At 67.0% G+C, this 19343-nt stretch carries 16 protein-coding genes; 5 read left to right on the top strand and 11 right to left on the bottom strand.

From position 1 onward, the window contains the following. Positions 1-41 precede the first annotated feature (41 nt). The 5 genes from BGO47_RS00445 to BGO47_RS00425 form a co-directional block, all read right to left on the bottom strand. A complete protein-coding gene (locus BGO47_RS00445; protein ID WP_292707196.1) occupies positions 42-2255 on the bottom strand; it encodes an AAA family ATPase in 2214 nt (737 codons plus the stop codon). A gap of 273 nt (positions 2256-2528) precedes the next feature. After that, positions 2529-3200, bottom strand: a complete 672-nt coding sequence (locus BGO47_RS00440) for a hypothetical protein (RefSeq protein WP_292707193.1) — start codon at positions 3198-3200, stop codon at positions 2529-2531. A 75-nt stretch (positions 3201-3275) separates the two neighbouring features. Next, complete coding sequence (locus tag BGO47_RS00435; protein ID WP_292707190.1) at positions 3276-4253, bottom strand: helix-turn-helix domain-containing protein; 978 nt, start codon at positions 4251-4253, stop codon at positions 3276-3278. A 243-nt stretch (positions 4254-4496) separates the two neighbouring features. Then, positions 4497-5684 carry a glycosyltransferase gene (locus BGO47_RS00430; RefSeq protein ID WP_366246861.1) on the bottom strand — a complete coding sequence of 396 codons (1188 nt, stop codon included), beginning with the start codon at positions 5682-5684 and terminating at the stop codon, positions 4497-4499. A gap of 14 nt (positions 5685-5698) precedes the next feature. Continuing rightward, positions 5699-6853, bottom strand: a complete 1155-nt coding sequence (locus BGO47_RS00425; RefSeq protein ID WP_292707815.1) for a glycosyltransferase — start codon at positions 6851-6853, stop codon at positions 5699-5701. 251 nt (positions 6854-7104) lie between these two features. On the opposite strand from BGO47_RS00425, the gene BGO47_RS00420 reads away from it, so the two are divergent. Continuing rightward, a complete protein-coding gene (locus BGO47_RS00420) occupies positions 7105-9153 on the top strand; it encodes a LuxR family transcriptional regulator (protein WP_292707184.1) in 2049 nt (682 codons plus the stop codon). Here BGO47_RS00420 and BGO47_RS00415 read toward each other — a convergent pair. The 3 genes from BGO47_RS00415 to BGO47_RS00405 are packed head-to-tail and all read right to left on the bottom strand — an operon-like array spanning position 9131 to position 13182. Further along, positions 9131-9643 (bottom strand): hypothetical protein, encoded by a 513-nt coding sequence (locus tag BGO47_RS00415; RefSeq protein ID WP_292707181.1) that lies wholly within the window; start codon positions 9641-9643, stop codon positions 9131-9133. The two genes, BGO47_RS00420 and BGO47_RS00415, sit on opposite strands and share 23 nt — an antisense overlap. 11 nt (positions 9644-9654) lie before the next feature. After that, complete coding sequence (locus BGO47_RS00410; RefSeq protein WP_292707178.1) at positions 9655-12063, bottom strand: arylsulfatase; 2409 nt, start codon at positions 12061-12063, stop codon at positions 9655-9657. A gap of 30 nt (positions 12064-12093) precedes the next feature. Beyond that, on the bottom strand, positions 12094-13182 hold the full coding sequence (locus tag BGO47_RS00405) for an AI-2E family transporter (protein ID WP_292707175.1): 1089 nt from the start codon (positions 13180-13182) through the stop codon (positions 12094-12096). A gap of 239 nt (positions 13183-13421) precedes the next feature. Between BGO47_RS00405 and BGO47_RS00400 the strand changes: the two genes are divergently transcribed. The 3 genes from BGO47_RS00400 to BGO47_RS00390 are packed head-to-tail and all read left to right on the top strand — an operon-like array spanning position 13422 to position 14939. Then, a complete protein-coding gene (locus BGO47_RS00400; RefSeq protein ID WP_292707174.1) occupies positions 13422-14096 on the top strand; it encodes a GAP family protein in 675 nt (224 codons plus the stop codon). A gap of 43 nt (positions 14097-14139) precedes the next feature. After that, positions 14140-14568 (top strand): DUF6325 family protein, encoded by a 429-nt coding sequence (locus BGO47_RS00395; protein WP_292707172.1) that lies wholly within the window; start codon positions 14140-14142, stop codon positions 14566-14568. 17 nt (positions 14569-14585) lie between these two features. Beyond that, positions 14586-14939, top strand: coding sequence for an SHOCT domain-containing protein (locus tag BGO47_RS00390; RefSeq protein WP_292707170.1), 354 nt, complete (start codon positions 14586-14588; stop codon positions 14937-14939). 120 nt (positions 14940-15059) lie between these two features. Here the strand turns inward: BGO47_RS00390 and BGO47_RS00385 are convergent, their stop codons facing one another. The 3 genes from BGO47_RS00385 to BGO47_RS00375 all read right to left on the bottom strand — a co-directional run bounded on the left by BGO47_RS00385 (position 15060) and on the right by BGO47_RS00375 (position 17543). Next, the gene (locus BGO47_RS00385; RefSeq protein ID WP_292707168.1) at positions 15060-16250 is read right to left on the bottom strand and encodes an AI-2E family transporter; all 1191 of its coding nucleotides are present in this window, start codon (positions 16248-16250) and stop codon (positions 15060-15062) included. Positions 16251-16286: 36 nt separating this feature from the next. Next, positions 16287-17045, bottom strand: a complete 759-nt coding sequence (locus BGO47_RS00380; RefSeq protein WP_292707166.1) for a potassium channel family protein — start codon at positions 17043-17045, stop codon at positions 16287-16289. A gap of 123 nt (positions 17046-17168) precedes the next feature. Beyond that, complete coding sequence (locus BGO47_RS00375) at positions 17169-17543, bottom strand: SHOCT domain-containing protein (protein ID WP_292707164.1); 375 nt, start codon at positions 17541-17543, stop codon at positions 17169-17171. Between the two features lie 126 nt (positions 17544-17669). Here BGO47_RS00375 and BGO47_RS00370 point away from each other — a divergent pair, with 126 nt between their 5' ends. Next, a complete protein-coding gene (locus tag BGO47_RS00370; RefSeq protein WP_292707162.1) occupies positions 17670-19343 on the top strand; it encodes a SulP family inorganic anion transporter in 1674 nt (557 codons plus the stop codon).

Here is a 19343-nt window from a genome sequence, read left to right as displayed (position 1 = left end):
AGGTCACCATCTGACCTCAGGCCCCGTGGCGTTTCTCGGGTTCAGTCCTCCATCAGCTCGGCCTCGATGATGTCGTCGTCCTCGCTCGGACGCGGCGCCGGGGCGGCAGCCGGTCCGTCACTGGTCAGGACCAAGGAGTCCCCGTCGACCGCGACATCCACCCGGACGATGTCTCCGTCGCGCACGCCGCCCGACAGCAGCGCCATCGCCAGGCGATCCTGGATCTCGGACTGGATGAGACGGCGCAGCGGACGAGCACCGAACACCGGATCGTAGCCCCGCTCGGCGAGCCACCCTCGCGCGTCCGGGGTGACCGCGAGGGTGAGTCGGCGCTCCTGAAGGCGCTGCTGCAGTCGGTCGACCGTGAGTTCGACGATCTGGGCCAGGTCATCCTGCGAGAGCGCCTGGAAGATGACGATGTCATCGAGCCGGTTGATGAACTCGGGCTTGAACGCCTGGCGCACCAGAGCCAGCACCTGTGACCGCTTCTGCTCCAGCGGCATCGTCGGGTCGATGAGAATCGGCGATCCGAGGTTGGAGGTCAGAATCAGGATGACGTTCGTGAAGTCGACGGTGCGCCCCTGACCATCGGTGAGACGTCCGTCATCCATCACCTGCAGCAGGATGTCGAACACCTCGGGGTGCGCCTTCTCGACCTCGTCGAGCAGCACGACGCTGTACGGACGGCGCCGCACAGCCTCCGTCAGCTGGCCGCCCTGTTCGTACCCGACGTATCCGGGAGGGGCACCGACCAGGCGTGAGACCGAGTGCTTCTCGCCGTATTCCGACATGTCGATGCGCACCATGGCGTGCTCATCGTCGAAGAGGAATGCGGCGAGCGCCTTCGCGAGCTCCGTCTTACCGACACCCGTGGGGCCGAGGAACAGGAACGAGCCGGTCGGACGGTTAGGGTCGCTGATCCCGGCGCGCGATCGGCGCACGGCATCCGCGACAGCCTTCACCGCCTCCTTCTGCCCGATCAGGCGCTTGCCGAGCTCGGCCTCGAGATGCACGAGCTTCTCACTCTCGCCCTGCAACAGACGCCCTACCGGAATACCGGTCCATCCGGCGATGACAGCCGCGATGTCCTCCTCGGTGACCTGCTCATTCACCATTCGGTCTTCGCTGGGTTCCATGCTCTCGGCCTCGATGATCCCGCGCTCGAGCGCCGGGATCTCGGCATAGAGCAGACGCGACGCACGCTCGAGGTCGCCCTCGCGTTGGGCGCGCTCTGCCTCGATGCGCGCCGCATCCAATCGGGTCTTCAGCTCACCGACACGGTTGAGGATCGATCGCTCGGTCTCCCACTTGGCCTGCAGCTCCGAGAGCTTGTCCTGCTCACGTTTCAGGTCCGCGCGCAGTTTCTCGAGGCGCTCCTGGGATGCCGCATCCTTCTCCTTCTTGAGAGCGAGCTCCTCGAGCTTGAGTCGGTCGACGTGGCGGCGCAGCTCGTCGATCTCCAGAGGCGCCGAGTCGATCTCCATCCGCAGCCGGGATGCCGCTTCGTCGATGAGGTCGATGGCCTTGTCGGGCAGCTGCCTGCTCGGGATGTAGCGGTGCGACAGGGCCGCAGCCGCGATCAGCGCGCTATCCGAGATCGCGACCTTGTGGTGTGCCTCGTACCGCTCCTTGAGCCCGCGGAGGATGGCGACGGTGTCTTCGACGTTGGGCTCGCCGACGTAGACCTGCTGAAAGCGGCGCTCAAGCGCAGCATCCTTCTCGATGAACTCGCGATACTCGTTGAGGGTCGTGGCACCGATCATGTGAAGTTCACCGCGCGCGAGCATCGGCTTGAGCATGTTGGATGCCGCGACCGAACCTTCGCCGCCTCCCGCGCCCATGAGGACGTGGAGTTCGTCGATGAAGGTGATGATCTGACCCTCGGAGTCGGTGATCTCCTTGAGCACCTTCTTGAGCCGGTCCTCGAACTGCCCGCGATACATGGCGCCGGCGACCAACGCCGAGATGTCGAGGGCGATGAGCTCCTTGCCGCGAAGACTTTCGGCCACATCCCCGGCGACGATGCGCTGAGCCAGCCCCTCAACGACGGCGGTCTTGCCGACGCCCGGTTCGCCGATGAGGACGGGGTTGTTCTTGGTGCGGCGGGTCAGCACCTGGCTGATCCGCCGGATCTCGGCATCCCGCCCGATGACAGGGTCGAGTTTGCCCTGGCGGGCCCGATCGGTGAGGTTGATGCCGAACTGTTCGAGCGCAGTCTGCTGCTCGTCCTGGTCAGCCATCGGTGTGGTCTGCATGATGCCTCCTGTGCGGCGACGTGGGTGGCGGTCCGACCGCCGAAATCTGTGTGGGCTCAAACTTGAGCCGTTCTGACTCAAGTTTATCACCGCGCGGTCGATTCGGGAAGGGCTTCGCCTGCGGGCGGGAGCTCGGGATGGCCGGGTTCGCCTGCGGAGCCCTCCATCACGCGTGCGCTCCGGTACCGCCGCGGTCGCCCTACCGCCGGCTTCCGCTGCGCCGCGTCATGCCGATGACGGCGGCCGCCACTCAGGGGCGGCAACGGTCAGTGCTCAGTTGCCGAGACTGGGGTAGATCGTTCGGAGGTGATTGAGCACATCCCCGGTGATCTCGGTCTGCGAGCTCGTTGTACCCGAACCGGTGACCGTCACCCAGAGCGGCGACGCAAAAGCGTAGACGGTCGTGAACATACCGAGGGCGTCGTCGCGCTCCCACGTGTACGCCGGCGCGGTACCGATCAGCGTGCCCGTGAAGACGCTGGAGCCGAGGGCAGTGGTGAGAGTATCTCGGGATGCCTGCGGCAGCGCAGCGACGACGACGGTGAAGGCGCCGTCGCTCTGCGGAATACCCCAGATACACCCGATCTGCTGTGTCGCCTCGCTCAGCGCGTTCTCGGCGATCGGGCCCGCCATGATGCCGGCGAACTCCCCCGGCCCGAGCTCGGCGATGAACTGCGCATCAGCACCAAACTGCGCCTGCGCGACGGCGAGATCGAGCAGATCGGTGCACACGAGAGCGTCGAGATCGATCTCGTCCACGGGCGGGTCGGTCACCGGTGGCCCGTCGGAGGTGGCATCCGGGGACGGCGCGGTCGAGACGGATGCCGAAGGCGTCGGGTCGGTCTCACTCGCGGGGGCGCACCCGACCAGAGCAACGCTCAGCGCGGCAACGCCAGCCCATACCGACATCCGCGATGCTGCCACGTGTCCCCCACCCCTCGACATGGCCAGAGTGTATCGGAGGCACAGCGACCCATCCGGCCTCGTTGCCCGATCGTTGCCCCGCCCACGAGGACGGCCTCAGCCCGTCGGTGCGAGATCCCGTGAGCCCGAGGGGAAGCGAGCGCGATACGCAGTGGGCGTGATGCCGAGGACTCGCGCGAAGTTCTGCCGCAGCACCGCCGCGGAACCGAACCCGCTCTCCCACGCGATGCGGTCGAGTCCCAGGTCGGTGCGCTCGAGCAGCCGCTGCGCGTGGATGATGCGCTGGCGGGCAAGCCACGCCGCCGGCGTCGCGCCGAGATCCGCCTTGAAGCGTCGCGCAAACGTCCGTGGCGACATGTGCGCCCGCGCAGCGAGCTGCTCCACGGAGAGATCGGAACGCAGGTTCGCGAGCATCCAGTCCGTGACAGGGGCCAAGGAATGGGATGCCGCGACAGGCAAGGGCTTGTCGATGAACTGAGCCTGTCCACCATCGCGCTGCGGGGCGACGACCATCCTGCGCGCGATGCGGTTGGTCGCCTCCGCGCCGAGCTCCTGTCGGAGCAGGTGAAGGCAGGCATCCAGCCCCGCAGCCGTCCCGGCACTCGTGATGATGCGACCGTCCTGCACGTACAGAACATCGGGGTCGACCTCGATCTGCGGATACATCTGCGCCATGGTGTCGGAATACATCCAGTGGGTGGTCGCGCGTCGACCGTCGAGAACTCCCGCCGCCGCGAGCACGAACGAGCCACTGCACACGCTCATGAGCCATGCTCCGCGCTCCGCTGCGCGCCGAACAACCTCCGACACGCGAGTGTCAGCCTCCTGCCATCTGTCGCGCGGTACCGGTGTCACGATCACGAGGTCGGCGGTCTGTGCGAACTCCAGGCCTTCGTCGACCGTGATGGAGAAGCCGAGGTTGCTCGGCACGAGGCCCGGTTCGGCCGCCACGATGCGGAAGTCGAACCCTCGGATCCCGTCGGCGGAGCGGTCGAGACCGAACGCCTCGCACGCCAGGCCGAACTCGAAGGGCGCGAACCCTGGCTGAACGATCGTTGCAACGGTGCGGATCATGATGACTCGACTCTCGACAGTCCACCCTGCGGTGGCATGAATCCTTCGAAGTATGGTCATTCCGCCACTCGTGGCCGGAATGAGTTGATCATAGCGTTTCTGACATGATGACTCTGCTTCTCGTGTCAGCCCTTGCCGTATGGGGCTTGCTCGCAACGATTCGCGCCGTCCGCACCGACGGCTTTCGCCGCCAGCCGACCGACACCCGCCGCGTACCGTGACGGCGACGGCGACGGCGACGGTTCACCGCTCGGCGTGCCGGACCTTCGCTGCCTCGTACACCTCGAGCATGGCCGCGGTCCGCGACGACTGGCGGAATCTCTCGGCGATCGACGGGTCGGGCACGGGTGCTGCGCCGCTGCGGATATCGGCGACGGCGGTTCGCAAGACATCAGCAAGGCTCTCGGTCGCGCCATCCGGAACCGCCCACACCCCCGACCCGAGCTCTGCCACGAGGTCTGGATCGCAAACGATCGACGGGGTTCCCAGCGTCGCAGCCTCGAAGATCGTCATGCCCTGCGTCTCAAACCCAATGGACGTCTGGACGAGCGCGTCGGCCGACCGGATGCGTCGCAGCGTTTCGCGGTACGGCAACGACCCGAGGAAGAACACCGACGCACGGGCACGCTCGGCCACCCGCTGAGCGGCAGCCCGCTGCGCGCCGTTGCCGATCACTTCGATGTCGGCCTCGATCCCCGACGCAACCACTGCCTCCAGGAACGGAATCAGACGCTTCTCGGGACTCATCCGTCCCACCCACACCAGGCGCGGAGGCCGGGACTCGGCACGCCCGCGCGGGGATGAGAGGGCCAGTGCCAGCTCGTCGTCGTCGATGCCGTTCCACACGACATCGACCTGGGGAGCGACGCGATGGGCCTCGAGGCGGCGCGCGAAGTGGGCCGAGGGCGCCGTGACGGCATCGGCCGACGATGCCAGCATCCGCAGGTACGCCCAACCGTCGGCGCCCGTATCGGCAGGTTCCGACAGCGCCCGGCGACCCCAGCGGTTGAGAACCCGCAACACGAGGCCGGGGAACGGGGCGACGGCGCGGATGCCGACATCGACGCGGTTGTGGAACGTGAACACGACGGGCAGACCGTGGCGTCGGGCAAAGCGGATGCCGAGAAATGCCCCCCAGAAGTCACCTTGTACGTGCACGATGTCCACCGGAGGCCGCCCTGCCATCACCGCATCAACCGCACGATCGGCGCGCGCATTCGGCCACGTCATCGCGTACTCGCGATCGAGCGTCACCGGGATGGACGGCAGATCGGCGTAGCCCGGATCGTCAGCGCGCAACCCTGAACGCGGTCCGTGCCTGCGGGGAGCGACGATCGTGACGGTGTGACCGGCCTTCTCGAGGAATCGGCGCTGTAGTCGCATCGACACCTGTGCGCCGCCGAGCGTTTCGGCGTGCTGGTCGCCGAACATCACGACGTGCATCCTTACTCCGGAACGGGTTCGCCGCGATAAAGCGCTTCGAAGGTGTCGAGAGTGCGGTTGATGTCATGGATAGCGACGGCGTCGAGGGAGGCCTGTTGCATCCGGCGACGCTCGCCGGGTTCCGCGGTGAGCACATCCGTGAGCCGTGCCGCAAGCTCATCGGCATCGCCCGGGGTGAAGAGGTATCCGTTCTCGCCGTCCTGGACGAGGTGCGGCAGCGCCACGGCGTTGGCCGCGACGATCGGTAGACCCGAGGCCATGGCCTCCATGGTGGCAATCGACTGGAGTTCGGCGATCGAGGCGATGGCGAAGACTGTCGCCCGCGAGTACAGCGCCCGCAGCTCCTCCTCAGAGGTGTGACCGCGGAACGTCACGCGATCCGCGAGACCGAGATCACTGGCGAGCGCTTCGAGGCTCTTGCGCTGGTCACCGCCACCGACGATGTCGAGCGTCGCCCCGAGGGCGGGATCGAGCTTTGTCATGGCTCTCAGCAGGACATCGATCTGTTTCTCGTTGGTGAGTCGACCGACGAACAGCACGCGCTTGTCGGGGCGAGCGGTGAAGTCGGGCGTGTAGTTGTTCATGTCGATGCCGCAGGAGATGGGGATGACCCCCGTGATTCCCGTTGCCCGCTCAAGGTAGTCGGCGGCGCGGCGCGTGGGAGTCGTGATCACGCGGGTGAGTTGGAACGTGCGGTTCGCATCGGCCCACGCCCACCGGATGATCGTGTCATTCCACGACTTCGGCATCGCCGAGTAGTCGAGGATGTTCTCGGGCATGACGTGGTTGGTCGCGACGACGGGGATCCCTCGCTGGCACGCGATCCGGGTGAGCGCCCGACCGATCACGATGTGCGACTGAATGTGGACGACATCCGGCTTTACCTCGTCCAGCACGATGCGGGAGTAGTGCTTGGCACGCCACGGCCACACGAATCGCAACCAGTCGTGCGGGTACCACCGGTAGGAGTGGATGCGGTGAACGGTCATCTCCTGACCCTCGATCACCTCACGGAAGACGCCATGCTGCGCCCAGGTCTTGCTCGGTGCCATGACGTGAACGTCGTGCCCGCGGGCGACGAGGCCGGCAGCGAGCCGCTCCGCGAATCGCGCGGCACCGTTGACGTCAGGAAAGAAGGTATCGGCACCGATGAGCACGGTGAGGCGGCCGTCGCCACCGGTATGGTCGCCGGTCGGCGAGCCGTCGGACGCGTCGAGGGAAGTCACAGAGGGGCTGCCTTTGCTGAACGGCGGTCGCACCGCGGGATGCGGCGTCACAACTGTACCTGAGCGACCCGAACGGTCCCGGGAGGCGCTCCACCGAGCCCCCCCAAACCGCGGTCATCAGCAATGGGCATACAATTCCGCTGTTCGACACGATGATCGCCCGGTACGGAAAGAGGTGAGGCGTGGACTCAGTTCTGGTTGCTCGTCCACGCCTTCTCGAGACCCTTGATACCGCGCCCGGCAGGGTCGTGATGACCGCGCCAGCTGGCTACGGTAAGACGGTGCTCCTGGACCAGTGGGCGCTGACTCGACCCGGCGAGCCGACGCGCGTGAGCGGCGCCGAGCTCACCGGACCGCTCCTCGACGGCATCCGTGCGACCCTCCATCCCAGCGCAGCCGGCCCGGGCACTGTCATCGTGGATGATGTCCAGGACGCATCGACCGAGCACCTCGCGAACCTTCTCGACCTGCCCCTCGCTCCTGACGCGCGTCTCGTGCTGTCGGGGCGTTCCGCGCCTCGCGATGCGCTCGTGCGTGCACGGATGCGACGCACGATCACGGAGATCCACGGCACGACGCTGGCCATGACGGATGCCGAGATCACCGAGATCCTCCCCGATCTCGATGCCGCCGCCCTCACGTCGCTGCGGGAACTGACCGCGGGCTGGCCTGCCGGGGTTCGCCTGGCCGCCCTGGCGTGGCAGGAGGGTGCCAATCCTCGCGCCTTCGACGGACGCGACAGGCTCGTGCGCGACTACCTGCAGCACGATGCTCTCGCAACCGCAGATGCCGACATCCTCACCGCCTTGCGGGCGCTGTCGGGGTTCGAGATCGTTGACGCCGACCTCGCCCGAGAAGTCGCTGACGTGAACGAGGCGACGTTCGCGAGTGTGACTGGCGGCCCGTGGTTCCTGAACCCCGTCGACCGACGCTCCCGCCGGTATGCGTGGGTGCCCCTCGTGCGCCAATCGCTCGCATACGATTCTGAAACGGCGAGCCCCGCGGCGTTCCGAGCGCGGCTGGCGCGCGGTGCCGAGTGGGCGCAGCGTGATCCTGAGCGCGCACTCGAGGCTGTCTCGCTCCATATTCGCGCGGGCCAGCCCGCCGCGGCGCTGCCAACGCTCCGAGCCGAGCTCATCCCCATGTTTGCAAGCGGCCGGCTGTTCGAACTCGTGGCGCACATCCACGCCCTGAGTACCGAGGACGTCGGAAATCCAAGCCTTGCGACGATCATCGCGTACGCCGGAGTCATGACCGCAGACGTCTTCTGCGCCAACGAATGGACGGATGCCGCCGAAGCGCTGTGGGAGCGAGACGGGTTCGCGAGTACCGACGACGAAGCCGCCTTTCTCACGCTTCGTGCACACCTGAGTCGATCCGGTCTGCGCCAGATGCGCGAGGACGCCGATCGGGCGCTGAAGATCGTGTCGCGGCAGAGCCCGTGGCGCAGCCCCGCCCTCTTGCTGGCCGGGAGCGCGGCGGCGATGGCGGACGACGACGCAGTCGCGTTGCTGGATGAGGCGGCGCACGAAGCCCGAAAGGTCGGTGTTGCTCCTGCCGAGATGCTCGCGGCAGCCGAACGCGCCGGCGTCGCCGTCAACCGTGACGACCCGCGCGCCGCGGCGTTGGTCGAGTCCGCCGTGGCGCTTGCCGCGGACGAGCACTGGTCGGTTTACCCTCACTCGGCGCTGGCTTTCGCGTTGCGGGCGCGCGTTCGAGCGAGAACGGGCGACCGCGACGGCGCACTCTCTGATCTTCGTCGCGCCGCGGGAATGCGACCACTCGTCGGCCCCACCCTGCCCTGGCTGGGCATCCAGCTGCGGGTGAACCTCGGGGAGGCCGCCGAGATCCTCGGTGAAGCGGAGCTCGCGCAGGTTGTGCGGTGGGAAGCCGAAGAGCTCGCCGGTCGACTGCGTGACGCTCAACACCTGCTTCCGACGAGGCCAGCCGCCGAGCCGGCTCAGTACGTGATCACCGCCGCCGAGCGGCGTGTCCTTCCGTACCTGAGCACCCACCTCTCCTACGAGGACATCGGTCGGCGACTCTACGTCTCTCGCAACACGGTCAAGTCGCACGTCACCTCGGTGTACCGGAAGCTCGGTGCCCGATCGCGCACCGAGGCCGTCTCGATCGCGACGGGGCTCGGACTCTTCGAGGACAGCACCGGTCATGGTGTTCCGCTCCCCGACAATGTGGGTGTCATCCAACTCAATGGCCGACCACACCCTTGAGGACAAGCAACCCGACTCCCAGCGCCGCGGCGATGACAGCACTCCCCACCCGTCCGGCTGGAGAGAGCCCAGCGGCCCGTCCAGCCAGATAGCCGTAGACGAAGAGCACGGCGATCGAGAGAAGCAGTGCGATGGTTGCCGCCGTCGCGATCGTGGCCCCCAGGGCGCTCGCGATGACAAGCGCCCCGACCGGCAGCAGCGACGACGCGGGAACCGGCCACGAACGTCCCGCGATCCGCAGCGCACCGTGGAAGACTCTCCGGCCGCTGCGGATGCCTGACGCCAGCGCCGCGGCGTAGACCCCGGCCAGCCAGTAGACGACGACCGAGCCGACGATGCCGACGCACAGCGCCACCAGGGGTGGCTGCTGGCCAGCGGCGGCTGCGATCACGGAGCCACTGACGACCAACCCGATCGCAACCGACGACGCTTCGCGTACCGGCATCGGAGCTGGCGCGTGCGCGCTCTCAGCGGTCTCGTCGAGCTCCACCGCCGTCCCCCTCAGGATTCGATGTGGCGCGCGTGCATGCCCGCAGTCTCGGCGTGATGCAGCGACGCTCGCTCTTGCGCCCCAGGCTGGCGCACATCGACATCGATCCGGTGGATCTGGCCAGGGAACGGGAAAGGCGCGAGGTGTTCGTATGACATGTCCACGACTTCGCCATTGTCGCGACCGATGTCCAGCCCGGCGTAGAAGCTGAACATGATCGGCACGGTGCGCTCCAGCCGCCCCGTCCCGACGACCTCGTCGTCGATCCGCAGCGTGATGACACCTCCCGGGGCCATGGTGGCGCTGTCGGCCTCGAAGTCGAGCTGAAGGGAATGCCGCCCCGCGGGCACGGGACGGTCCGACACTTGCCGGTAGGTGTCGATGCCGAGGAACGAGTAGGTGTGTCGCAGGAGTCCGTCCTGCACGAAGAGGCTGAAACCGCCGAGGTGGTCGAACGCGCCGACGAGCACGCCGTCACCACCATCGCTGGGGACGGTGACATCGGCGGTGATCGTGTACGACCGGTTCATGATCGGTGGCATCACGCCCGGGGGCGTGTTCTGCACATCCGCACCCCAGTACGTCCACCGGGTCTGCTCGCGTAGCGGCGGAACGATCCCGAAGAACGCCGACATCCCCCCGAGCATTGGCAGAACACGGTTAGCCTCGGCTTCCGCCCACCACAGATCAGCGAGCTCGCGCACCTTCTCGGGGTGCTGCGCCGCGACGTTGTGCGCCTGCGAGAAGTCCGTCGTGAGGTCGTAAAGTTCCCACTCGAGCGCATCGGGATCGAATAGGCCGGGAGCGAACTTCCGCACCGTGGCGGGTGTGGCGTCCCAAGGGATGCGCGGCAGCATGCAGGATGCCCACCATCCGTCTCGGTAGATGCCGCGGTTGCCGTAGATCTCGAAGTACTGCGTGGTGTGCCGCTCAGCGGCATCCGCGTCGTCGAACGCGTACGCGAAGCTCGTGCCCGCCATCGGCGCCTGCGGGATGCCGTCCACGGTCTCGGGTAGCGGGATGCCGGCGACGTCGAGGATCGTGGGACCGAGGTCGTTGACGTGCGTGAACTGGCTCCGCAAGCCCCCCGCATCCGTGATCTTCGCCGGCCAGTGAACGACCATGGGGTTGCGGGTGCCGCCGAGGTGGGAGGCGTCCTGCTTACCCCATTGGAATGGCGTGTTACCTGCCCACGCCCAGGCGGCGGAGCAATGCGGGGAGCTTTCGGGTCCGCCCCATGTCTCGAGCCCGCCGTGCTGCTGGATGAGGCCGAGTTGCTGCTCGGAGGTCAGCGGGACGCCGTTTTGCATCGTGATCTCGTTGAACGAGCCGGTCAGGGTGCCTTCGAGCGATGCGCCGTTGTCACCCCAGATGTAGAGGATCAGCGTGTCTTCGAGCTCACCCATGCGCTCGATCTCGTCGATGAGGCGCCCCACGTTGAAGTCGGCGTTCTCTTGGAAGGCCGCGAATACCTCCATCTGGCGGGCATACAGGCGCTGCTCCTCGGCGCCGAGCGAGTCCCACGCCGGGAAGGCGGGATTGCGCGGCGTGAGCTCAGCGTCGGCGGGGATGACGCCCAGCTCCTTCTGGCGCGCGAACGCCCGCTCACGGTAGACGTCCCAGCCCTCATCGAACTGCCCGGCGTACTTGTGCGACCACTCCTGCGTGACGTGGTGGGGCGCGTGTGCGGCACCGGTGGCGTAGTACATCAGCCACGGCTTGTCGACCTGATGCGCGCGGACGCCGTGCAGCCAGCCGATGGCGCGATCGGTCAGCGCATCGGGCAGGTAGAAGTCGCGGTCCTCGGGTCCGCCGTACACACGGTCGACCGACTGGTTCTCGTAGATGACCGGATCGAACTGGCCGGACTCGCCACCCAGGAACCCCCAGAAGTAGTCGAAGCCCCAACCGTTGGGCCACCGGTCGAAGGGCCCGGCCTGTCCCTGCTGGCGACTCGGGGTCAGGTGCCACTTTCCGAAGGCGGAAGTCGCGTAGCCGTTTTCCTGCAGAATCTTGGGGAACGGTGCACAGTCACGCGGCAGCACCGCGGAGTAGCCCGGGAACGGACCGGGCAGTTCACCGACGGAGCCGAAGCCGACGCGGTGATGGTTTCGGCCCGTGAGCAACGACGCGCGCGTAGGCGAGCACAACGCTGCGGTATGCATCCCGTTGAAGCGCAGGCCGCCCGCGGCGAGGCGATCGAGGGTGGGCGTCTGGATGGGACCACCGAAGGTCGATGCCTGACCGAAGCCCGTGTCGTCGATGAGGACGACGAGGACATTGGGGGCTCCGGCCGGCGGCGCTACCTCTGCCACGATCGACCAGTCCGGAACCGAGGCGTCGAGCGTTCGTCCAGCGGCCCCCGAGAATGCCTGCTCTCGGATGGGCAGGTGGGTTCGGTCGAGTGCGTAGTCGGTCATGATTTCTCGCTTCGTCTAGCGGTCGGGGAGTCAGAGTCGGACGGTGCGGGCGTCTTGGCGCACGAAGACGACTTCGCGCACGATCAGGGTGATCGCTGCCACCACGGGCACCGCTACCAGGGCGCCGAGAAGTCCCAGCAGTGCGGCTCCGACCATCGCCCCGATCAGCACGAGGATGCCCGGGACGGCGATCGACTTGCCCATCAGGCGCGGCGTGAGCACGTACGACTCGACCTGCATGTAGACGAGGTAGGCGACCGCGAAGATCAGAGCCGCTACAGGATCGCTGAAGAGCGCCACCACCGTGCCGACAACCCAGAACAGGACCGATCCGACCACCGGGATCAGGGTCAGGAAGAAGGCGATGACGCCCATGAGTGCGGGGAACGGCAGTCGGAGTACGACGTGCAAGAGCATGACGAGGGTCGCGTTGAGGGCACCCAGGACGGCCATGGTCATGACGAACCCACCCATGGAGCCGGTGATGGTCTCGGTCAGACGGATCACGGTGGGACGGCCGTAGGCGGGAGTGAAGCGGTAGAACGCCGACTTCATTCCCTCGATCGAGGCGAGCATATAGAGGGTCAGCGCCACGATGACGACCGTGCTCGAGATGCCACCGATGACGCCGAAGCCGGTCGCCACGACCCCGCCGGTGAGGGCGAGGAGCCGCTCGGGATCGCTGAGGAACTGCGTAATCCCCTCGGTGACGGCGACGGGGTCAGCGCCGATCGCATCCATGGCGGAGATGAACCACTCCTGTGAAGCCAGGGCGGCCAGCGCGTCGGGCACCGCCTGCACGAACTCCACGAGCTGCTGGATGACCCGCGGCACGATGAGCCAGATGACCAGGCCGACGACGACGGCAAAGGCGGTGAACACGATCGCGATGCCCCAGCCGCGCCCGATTCCGGAGCGCTCGAAACGGGACACGAGGGGGTCGAGCCCGAGCGCGAGGAACAGTGCCAACACGATCGAGACGATGACCGTCGAGACGCCCACGAGCGCTGTGGCCAGGGCGATGGCGATCAGGACCCCGATTGCGAGGGCGAAGCCCAGCGCTAGCGGGCTGGTCAGCGACGCACGCGTTCGCTGCAGCGGTTGCTCCTCGGGTGTCACCCGTACTCCTTCATGGCAGCGTCCGGTCGACCGGACCAGCCAAGAATGACGCGGCGGCAGGGGTGGCGACATCACCCCATCCGGGTGAAGTTGCCGCCTTCTACCGCTGAGAACCGGGTGAGGGCGGGTTTCCGGCCACTCTCACGCTTCACCCCGGGCGAGTGCGGCCTTATGGTGATCCCGGACGATTCACTCAGGACGCATGACGGACGCGTCGACAGTCGGTATCGGGGGAGAGCATGGGAGACGCGATCGGAGCGGTGCTTCCGCTCGCCGTGGGCATCGCCATCAGCCCGATCCCGATCATCGCCGCCATCCTCCTGCTGGTGTCCCCGAAGGCTCGTACGGCCGGGGGAGGATTCGCCGTCGGATGGATTGTCGGAATCCTGACCGTCGTTGTGCTCTTCCTCGTCTTCGCGGCGGTGATCCCCTCACCGACCGTGGGCGGAACCCGCCCCGTGCAGGGAACCATTCACGTGGTGGTGGGCATCGTGCTGATCGGTCTGTCGGTTCGCCAGTTCCGCTCGGCTGCCCGGACGCGCAATGGAGACAGCGAACTCCCGGCCTGGATGCGCGCCATCGACAGTCTCGGGTTCTGGGACGCGGTGGGGCTGGGCATCCTGCTGGCCGCGGTGAATCCGAAGAATCTCCTGCTCGGAGCTGCAGCAGGAATCGCACTCGGCTCATCCGGGGTTCGCGTGAGCGAGGCAGCCGTCGCCATCGCGGTGTATGTGCTCGTTGCAGCATCGACGATCCTGGTCCCGATCATCGGCGTCCTCGTCGCGGGTGATCGGGCACACCAGCCCCTCGACGCGCTGCGGGCGTGGCTCGAACGCGAGCACACCGTAATCATGGGCTTCGTCCTGCTGATCCTCGGTGTCGTCGTGCTATCAAAGGGCATCGCATACTTCTGACCTGTTCCTCCTCATTCCTGACACCCACCCGAAAGGACCCACCATGACTGAGTTCCGCTATGGACCGGTCGAGCTCTACCTCGTCGGTTTCGACGGCGACCGCCCGAGCCCTGACACCATCTCCGCCCTCGCGGATCTCCTGGAAGGCGGTCTCGTACGCCTTCTCGACTTCGTGATCGTGTCGAAGTCGGAGTCGGGCGATGTCGAGGTCATCGAGATCGAAGACCAGACCGAGGAGTATGGCTTCGGCAGCATCGAGCTCGCTGAGATCGGCATCACCGGCGAAGAGGACATCGCCGAGCTCGTCGAACTCGTCGAGCCGGGCTCGTCCGCGGCAATCGTCGCTCTCGAGCTGCTCTACGCACGCCGCCTCGCCGACCGCCTCGCCGCCTCAGGCGGCGTCGTCCTCAGCGCCGAACGCATCCCCGCCCCTATTGTCAACGCCATCATGGACCTGGCCGAACAGGCCTGAGAAAGAGGAGATCCGACATGATCAGACGAGTCGGCCGTCCCGGCCTCATCGGCCTCGCCGCACGCACCGCCGTCGTCGCGGGCACCGCCAGCGCGGTATCGGGCGCGGTGTCGAACAACCAGCAGAAGAAGGCTCAGGCGCAGTACGAGCAGGAGCAGTACCAGGCAGCTCAGCAGCAGGCTGCGATGCAGCAGGCTGCCCAGCAGGCCGTCGCTGCGCAGATGGCGGCAGCTCCCGCACCGGCTCCCGCCGCGCCGGCGGCGCCCGCTGTCGATGTCGTTGCCGAGCTCCAGAAGCTCGCGGCGCTCAAGGACGCAGGCGTGCTCTCGGACGACGAGTTCGCTGCGGCAAAGGCCAAGCTCCTCTCCTGAGCCGCATCGACGCCGCCCTTCCGGCGTCACCCATCTCCGCGAGACTGCATCGTGCCCGCGAGAGTGCGCGGTAAGCGCACCGCCTCGCGGGCACGCTGCTGTCTCGGACGTGGGTGGGGTTCAGTCGTGCACGTCGGGCGGAGCGGGCGCCTCCGGCGGGGCAGGCAGCGCGGATGCCTCGGATCCCGCGTCCGCGGCTGGGTCCTCTGGTTCGCGGTCGGTGGGTGAGACCTCGCGGACATCATCCGCGACCGGCGCAGCATCCCGATCTCCGCTCAGCCACCGCAAGACGCGCGCGTTCGGGTCGGCCTCCAGAATCAGCGCACGCACGAGCAGAGTCAGCGGAATCGACAGGATCGCCCCGAGCGGACCGATCACAAACGTCCAGAAGATCACCGAGAAGAAACTCAGCGTGAGGCTGAGGCTGACGGCATCCGCAACGAACTTCGGCTGGACGAGCACCTGCAGCACGACGTTCACGATGCAGTAGATCGCGATGACGGCCAGAAACAGCGGCCACCCCCCGACGACCAGCGCGAGAACAGCTGGCGGAATGAGGCCGAGGATGAACCCGATGTTGGGGATGAAGTTGGTGACGAACGCCAGGATCGCCCAGACCACCGGCGCCGGTACTCCGATTGCGGCGAGCGCGATGCCGTCGATGATGGCGACGATCGCACCGAAGATGGCGTTGACGATGTAGTAGCGCCGGGTTCCGACCGTGAAGGTGCGAACCCGGGCGAGTGTCCCGTCGACCGCGGAACCGAAGACAGCCCGGAGTCGGTTGTACCGGGCAGCGTCTGCGGCCATGAAGATGACGTAGGCGAGCACGAAGAACAACCCGATCGCGACCCCGACGACCATCCCCGACACCGACGTCGCCACGCTGAGCAGGCGGGAGGGTTCGAGGAAGGACGCGAGGGTGTCGGCAGCCTGCCGGTCCCAGCCCATATCGGCGAGCCACTGCTCGATCCCATCGACCGTGGTCTGCAGCTGCGCGACGTAGTTGACGACGAGGCGCGCGAACTGCGTTCCCGCGAACACAAGGAGAAGCGCCATCGCGGTCAGGATCACGTACGCGAGCAGGATGACGGCGGTCGTGGCGGTCCACATCGGCCATCCGCGCCGGCGCAACAGCCCCTGCAGGGGATGGCAGATGATCACGATCACTGCCGCGAGCGCCAGCGGGCCGACGATCTCCCGGGCCCAGGAAAGCCCGACGAGGACGACCACAGCCGCCGCCAGGCCGATCAGCACCCGCAGCATCGGCGACGAGCTCGAGGGCACTTCGGAGCGCGGGGCGGAACTCACGGCGTCAGGTTACCGCGCCACCCTCGGAACCGGCCGTCATGAGGGGGTCTGAGGCGGCTCGGCCTCGCGGTGGTGCGGAAGGGTCTTCTCGGCATCCTGTGGAAGAGCCTTCACCAGAGCCTCGACCTGCCGCGAGAGAGCACGAACCTGGCCACGGGTCGCGGTTTCCTGATCGTCGTTTCCCGATACCGTCGCGGCCCGCTCGACGAACCAGGACGCGGTTGTTGCGGTGACGACACCGACGACGCCGATTCCCACCGACATCAGCACGACGGCGACGACCCGGCCCCAGGCCGTGATGGGGTACAGGTCCCCGTAGCCCACGGTCGTGACCGTGACGAATGCCCACCAGATCGCGTCACCGAAGTTGAGGATGTTCGCCCCGGGCGCGGGGCGCTCGACGTCCAGGACCGCGAGCGAGCAGATCCAGATCAGGATGGCGACGGTACCGCCAGCCAAGACGGCGGCCTGAGTACGAAGCTGGTCGCCCTTGGACATCTTCTGGATCTCGGTGATCGCGCGAACCAGCCGCAGAGGCTTGAGTACTGGCAGGACCACGACCGCGAGGTCGAAGAGATGACTCCGGAACCAGACGCCCTTCTTCGCTGCCAGCCCGAGCCGGACCAGATAATCGATCGCGAACATAAGCCAGGTCACGGCCATGATGGCCCGCATGATGGCGTAGTCCGGCCCCTGGAGGTTGGCGATCACCTGCCACGAGTAGGCGACGATGAAAGCGAGGGATGCGACGACCAGGGGCCAGTAGGTCAGCCGTTGCCAGCGTTCTTCGGTCATGATCTGAGAGTAGTGAGACTCACGGTGTGGGCTGAGGTTGACAGGCCACGCGTCCAACGGCGCCGCCGCGACAGTTCCCCACCAGCAGAGGTGAGGATGCCGCGGGGCGCCGCTGGATCGAGCTCAGGCGAGTGCCTTCGCCTTGATCTTCTCGAAGTCGTCCGCCGTGATCGTGCCGGCGTCGCGCAGCTGCGCGGCCTTCGCGATCTCATCGGTCGCGCTCGCGCCTGCCGCAGACCGGATGTAGGCGTCGGTCTCCCGACGCGCTGCCTCAGCCTGTGCGACGCTCCGCTGAGCCATTCCCTTTCCACGCGCGATGAGGTAGATCAGCGCGGTGAGGATGGGAACGAAGATCAGGAAGATGATCCAGACCGCCTTGGCGAAGCCGCCCAGGTTCTGGTCGCGCACGAGGTCGGCGAGGATCGAGAAGAGCAGGAACAGGTAAGCGACGAAGACGTACGCCCAGAGCATCCAGATGATGAATTCCCAAAAGTTCATCGGGTGGGGTCCTTCCATGGTCGGCGCGACGATCGCGCCTGAACAACCTTCGGGCCGCGGGGAATGAGGCACATCACCCTTCCGGGGTGAATCGCGAAGTGGCGCTCGCTCGTAGACTCTCGCGACGTGACCATCAGACCTCTCGCCGGCCTCACCGCCCGCTCCGTCGGTCGGGAACTGCTCGCGGGAGTAACCCTGCTTGCGATCGCCGTGCCCCTGAACATCGGATACGCCCAGATCGCGGGGCTGCCTCCGACGGCCGGACTCTACGCACTGATCGTGCCGACGATCATCTTCGTTGCCGTGACCTCCTCACGTCACGTCGTCGCCTCCCCTGACGCTGCGGCGGCTGCGCTGGTCGCCTCATCTGTCGGGGGGCTCGCGGTCGCCGGGTCTGATCAGTACCTGGTCATGGCTATGGCGCAGGCGATCATCTCCGGCATCGCCTTCGTCGTCATGGCGGTGTTCCGGCTGGGGTTCCTCGCGAACTTCCTCTCGGCGCCGATCCTCGTCGGCTTCGTCGCCGGGCTTGCCCTCGACATCCTGGTGTCGCAGATCGCGAAGATGCTGGGGGTGCCGATCGCGTCCGGATCCGAGTTCATCGAAAAGCTCGTGCAACTGGTCGAGGGGCTTCCCCAGCTGAACGTGTGGGCGCTGTGCATCTCGGCGGGGTCGCTGGTGATCCTGCTGGTGGGCAGGCGCTGGCTCCGGGTGGCACCGTGGGCGCTCGTGGTGATCGTGGTCTCGACGGTCGTCGTATCCATCACCGACGCCGACCAGGCGGGGGTCGATGTGCTGGGCGAGGTGACCGGTGGCCTGCCCACCCTGACCTGGCCGATCCTGGATTGGGGGACCTGGATAGCCCTCGTTCCGTCGGCTCTCGCGCTCACCCTGGTCACGGTGGCCGAGGGGTTGCTGCTGTCGCGTTCGTATGGCGAGCGGCATCGCTATCGCACCGACCCCAATCGGGACCTGCTCGCCTTCGGTCTCACCAACATTGCGGGCGGGGCAAGCGGTAGCTTCGCCATCGGGTCTTCAACCTCGCGCAGCGCCGCAATGGAGCAGGCCGGTGCCCGGTCCCAGCTGCCCTCGCTCGTGACAGCAGCCGGGACACTCCTGCTGTTGCTGTTCGGAACCTCAGCGCTCGCGCTCATCCCCTCACCGGCCATCGGCGCGGTTGTGGCTGTTGCCATCCTTCCGCTGCTGGGCATTCGCGAGTTGACGCGGCTCTGGCGCGTCGAGCGGGGCGAGTTCGTGGTGGCTGCAGTCTGCTTCGCCGTCACGCTCCTGGTCGGCACCATTGCCGGAATCGCCGTTGCGTTCGTTCTTGCCCTGATCAATGTCACGCGACGCGCGGCATCCGCACCGGTCGATGTTCTCGCCGGGGCCGAGGACGGCGGCGCGATCCTCGAGACGGCGGAGCCGGGCACGACCACGGCTCCCGGCGTGGTGATCCTGCGGCTTGCGGCACCCTTGTTCTTCGCGAACGCCGCGAGCTTCGTCGGGGCCGTCAAGGCGAGCGTCGGCGCCGCCGGCACTCCCGTCCACCACGTCGTGATCGACCTGGAATCGGTCACGGATGCCGACGTGACAGCCGCCGAGGCGATGACGGGACTGCGGGACTGGTTGGCAGCGCGAGATATCCAGCTCGCCTTCAGTCGGCCCAGAGCACACCTGCTCCCCCGGTTCCGTCGGCTCGGGATCATCTCGGCAGAGCCCGTGTTTGCCACCAACCGTGACGCCGCCGACGCGCTCTCGACCGGAGCGGCGCCATCGGCCGCCGGCGAACCTTCCGCCTAG

Source organism: Microbacterium sp. 67-17, from assembly GCF_001898325.1.
Classification (GTDB): Bacteria; Actinomycetota; Actinomycetes; order Actinomycetales; family Microbacteriaceae; genus Microbacterium; species Microbacterium schleiferi.
Note: the sequence above shows the minus strand (reverse complement) of the source record. Positions and strands in the feature narration are given on the sequence as shown.

Bases quoted from the DNA above. Each gene is read 5' to 3' on its own strand.
- BGO47_RS00445 (WP_292707196.1), bottom strand. From the start codon at position 2,255: ATGCAGACCACACCGATGGCTGACCAGGACGAGCAGCAGACTGCGCTC.
- BGO47_RS00440 (WP_292707193.1), bottom strand. From the start codon at position 3,200: ATGTCGAGGGGTGGGGGACACGTGGCAGCATCGCGGATGTCGGTATGG.
- BGO47_RS00435 (WP_292707190.1), bottom strand. From the start codon at position 4,253: ATGATCCGCACCGTTGCAACGATCGTTCAGCCAGGGTTCGCGCCCTTC.
- BGO47_RS00430 (WP_366246861.1), bottom strand. From the start codon at position 5,684: ATGTTCGGCGACCAGCACGCCGAAACGCTCGGCGGCGCACAGGTGTCG.
- BGO47_RS00410 (WP_292707178.1), bottom strand. From the start codon at position 12,063: ATGACCGACTACGCACTCGACCGAACCCACCTGCCCATCCGAGAGCAG.
- BGO47_RS00400 (WP_292707174.1), top strand. From the start codon at position 13,422: ATGGGAGACGCGATCGGAGCGGTGCTTCCGCTCGCCGTGGGCATCGCC.
- BGO47_RS00395 (WP_292707172.1), top strand. From the start codon at position 14,140: ATGACTGAGTTCCGCTATGGACCGGTCGAGCTCTACCTCGTCGGTTTC.
- BGO47_RS00390 (WP_292707170.1), top strand. From the start codon at position 14,586: ATGATCAGACGAGTCGGCCGTCCCGGCCTCATCGGCCTCGCCGCACGC.
- BGO47_RS00380 (WP_292707166.1), bottom strand. From the start codon at position 17,045: ATGACCGAAGAACGCTGGCAACGGCTGACCTACTGGCCCCTGGTCGTC.
- BGO47_RS00375 (WP_292707164.1), bottom strand. From the start codon at position 17,543: ATGAACTTTTGGGAATTCATCATCTGGATGCTCTGGGCGTACGTCTTC.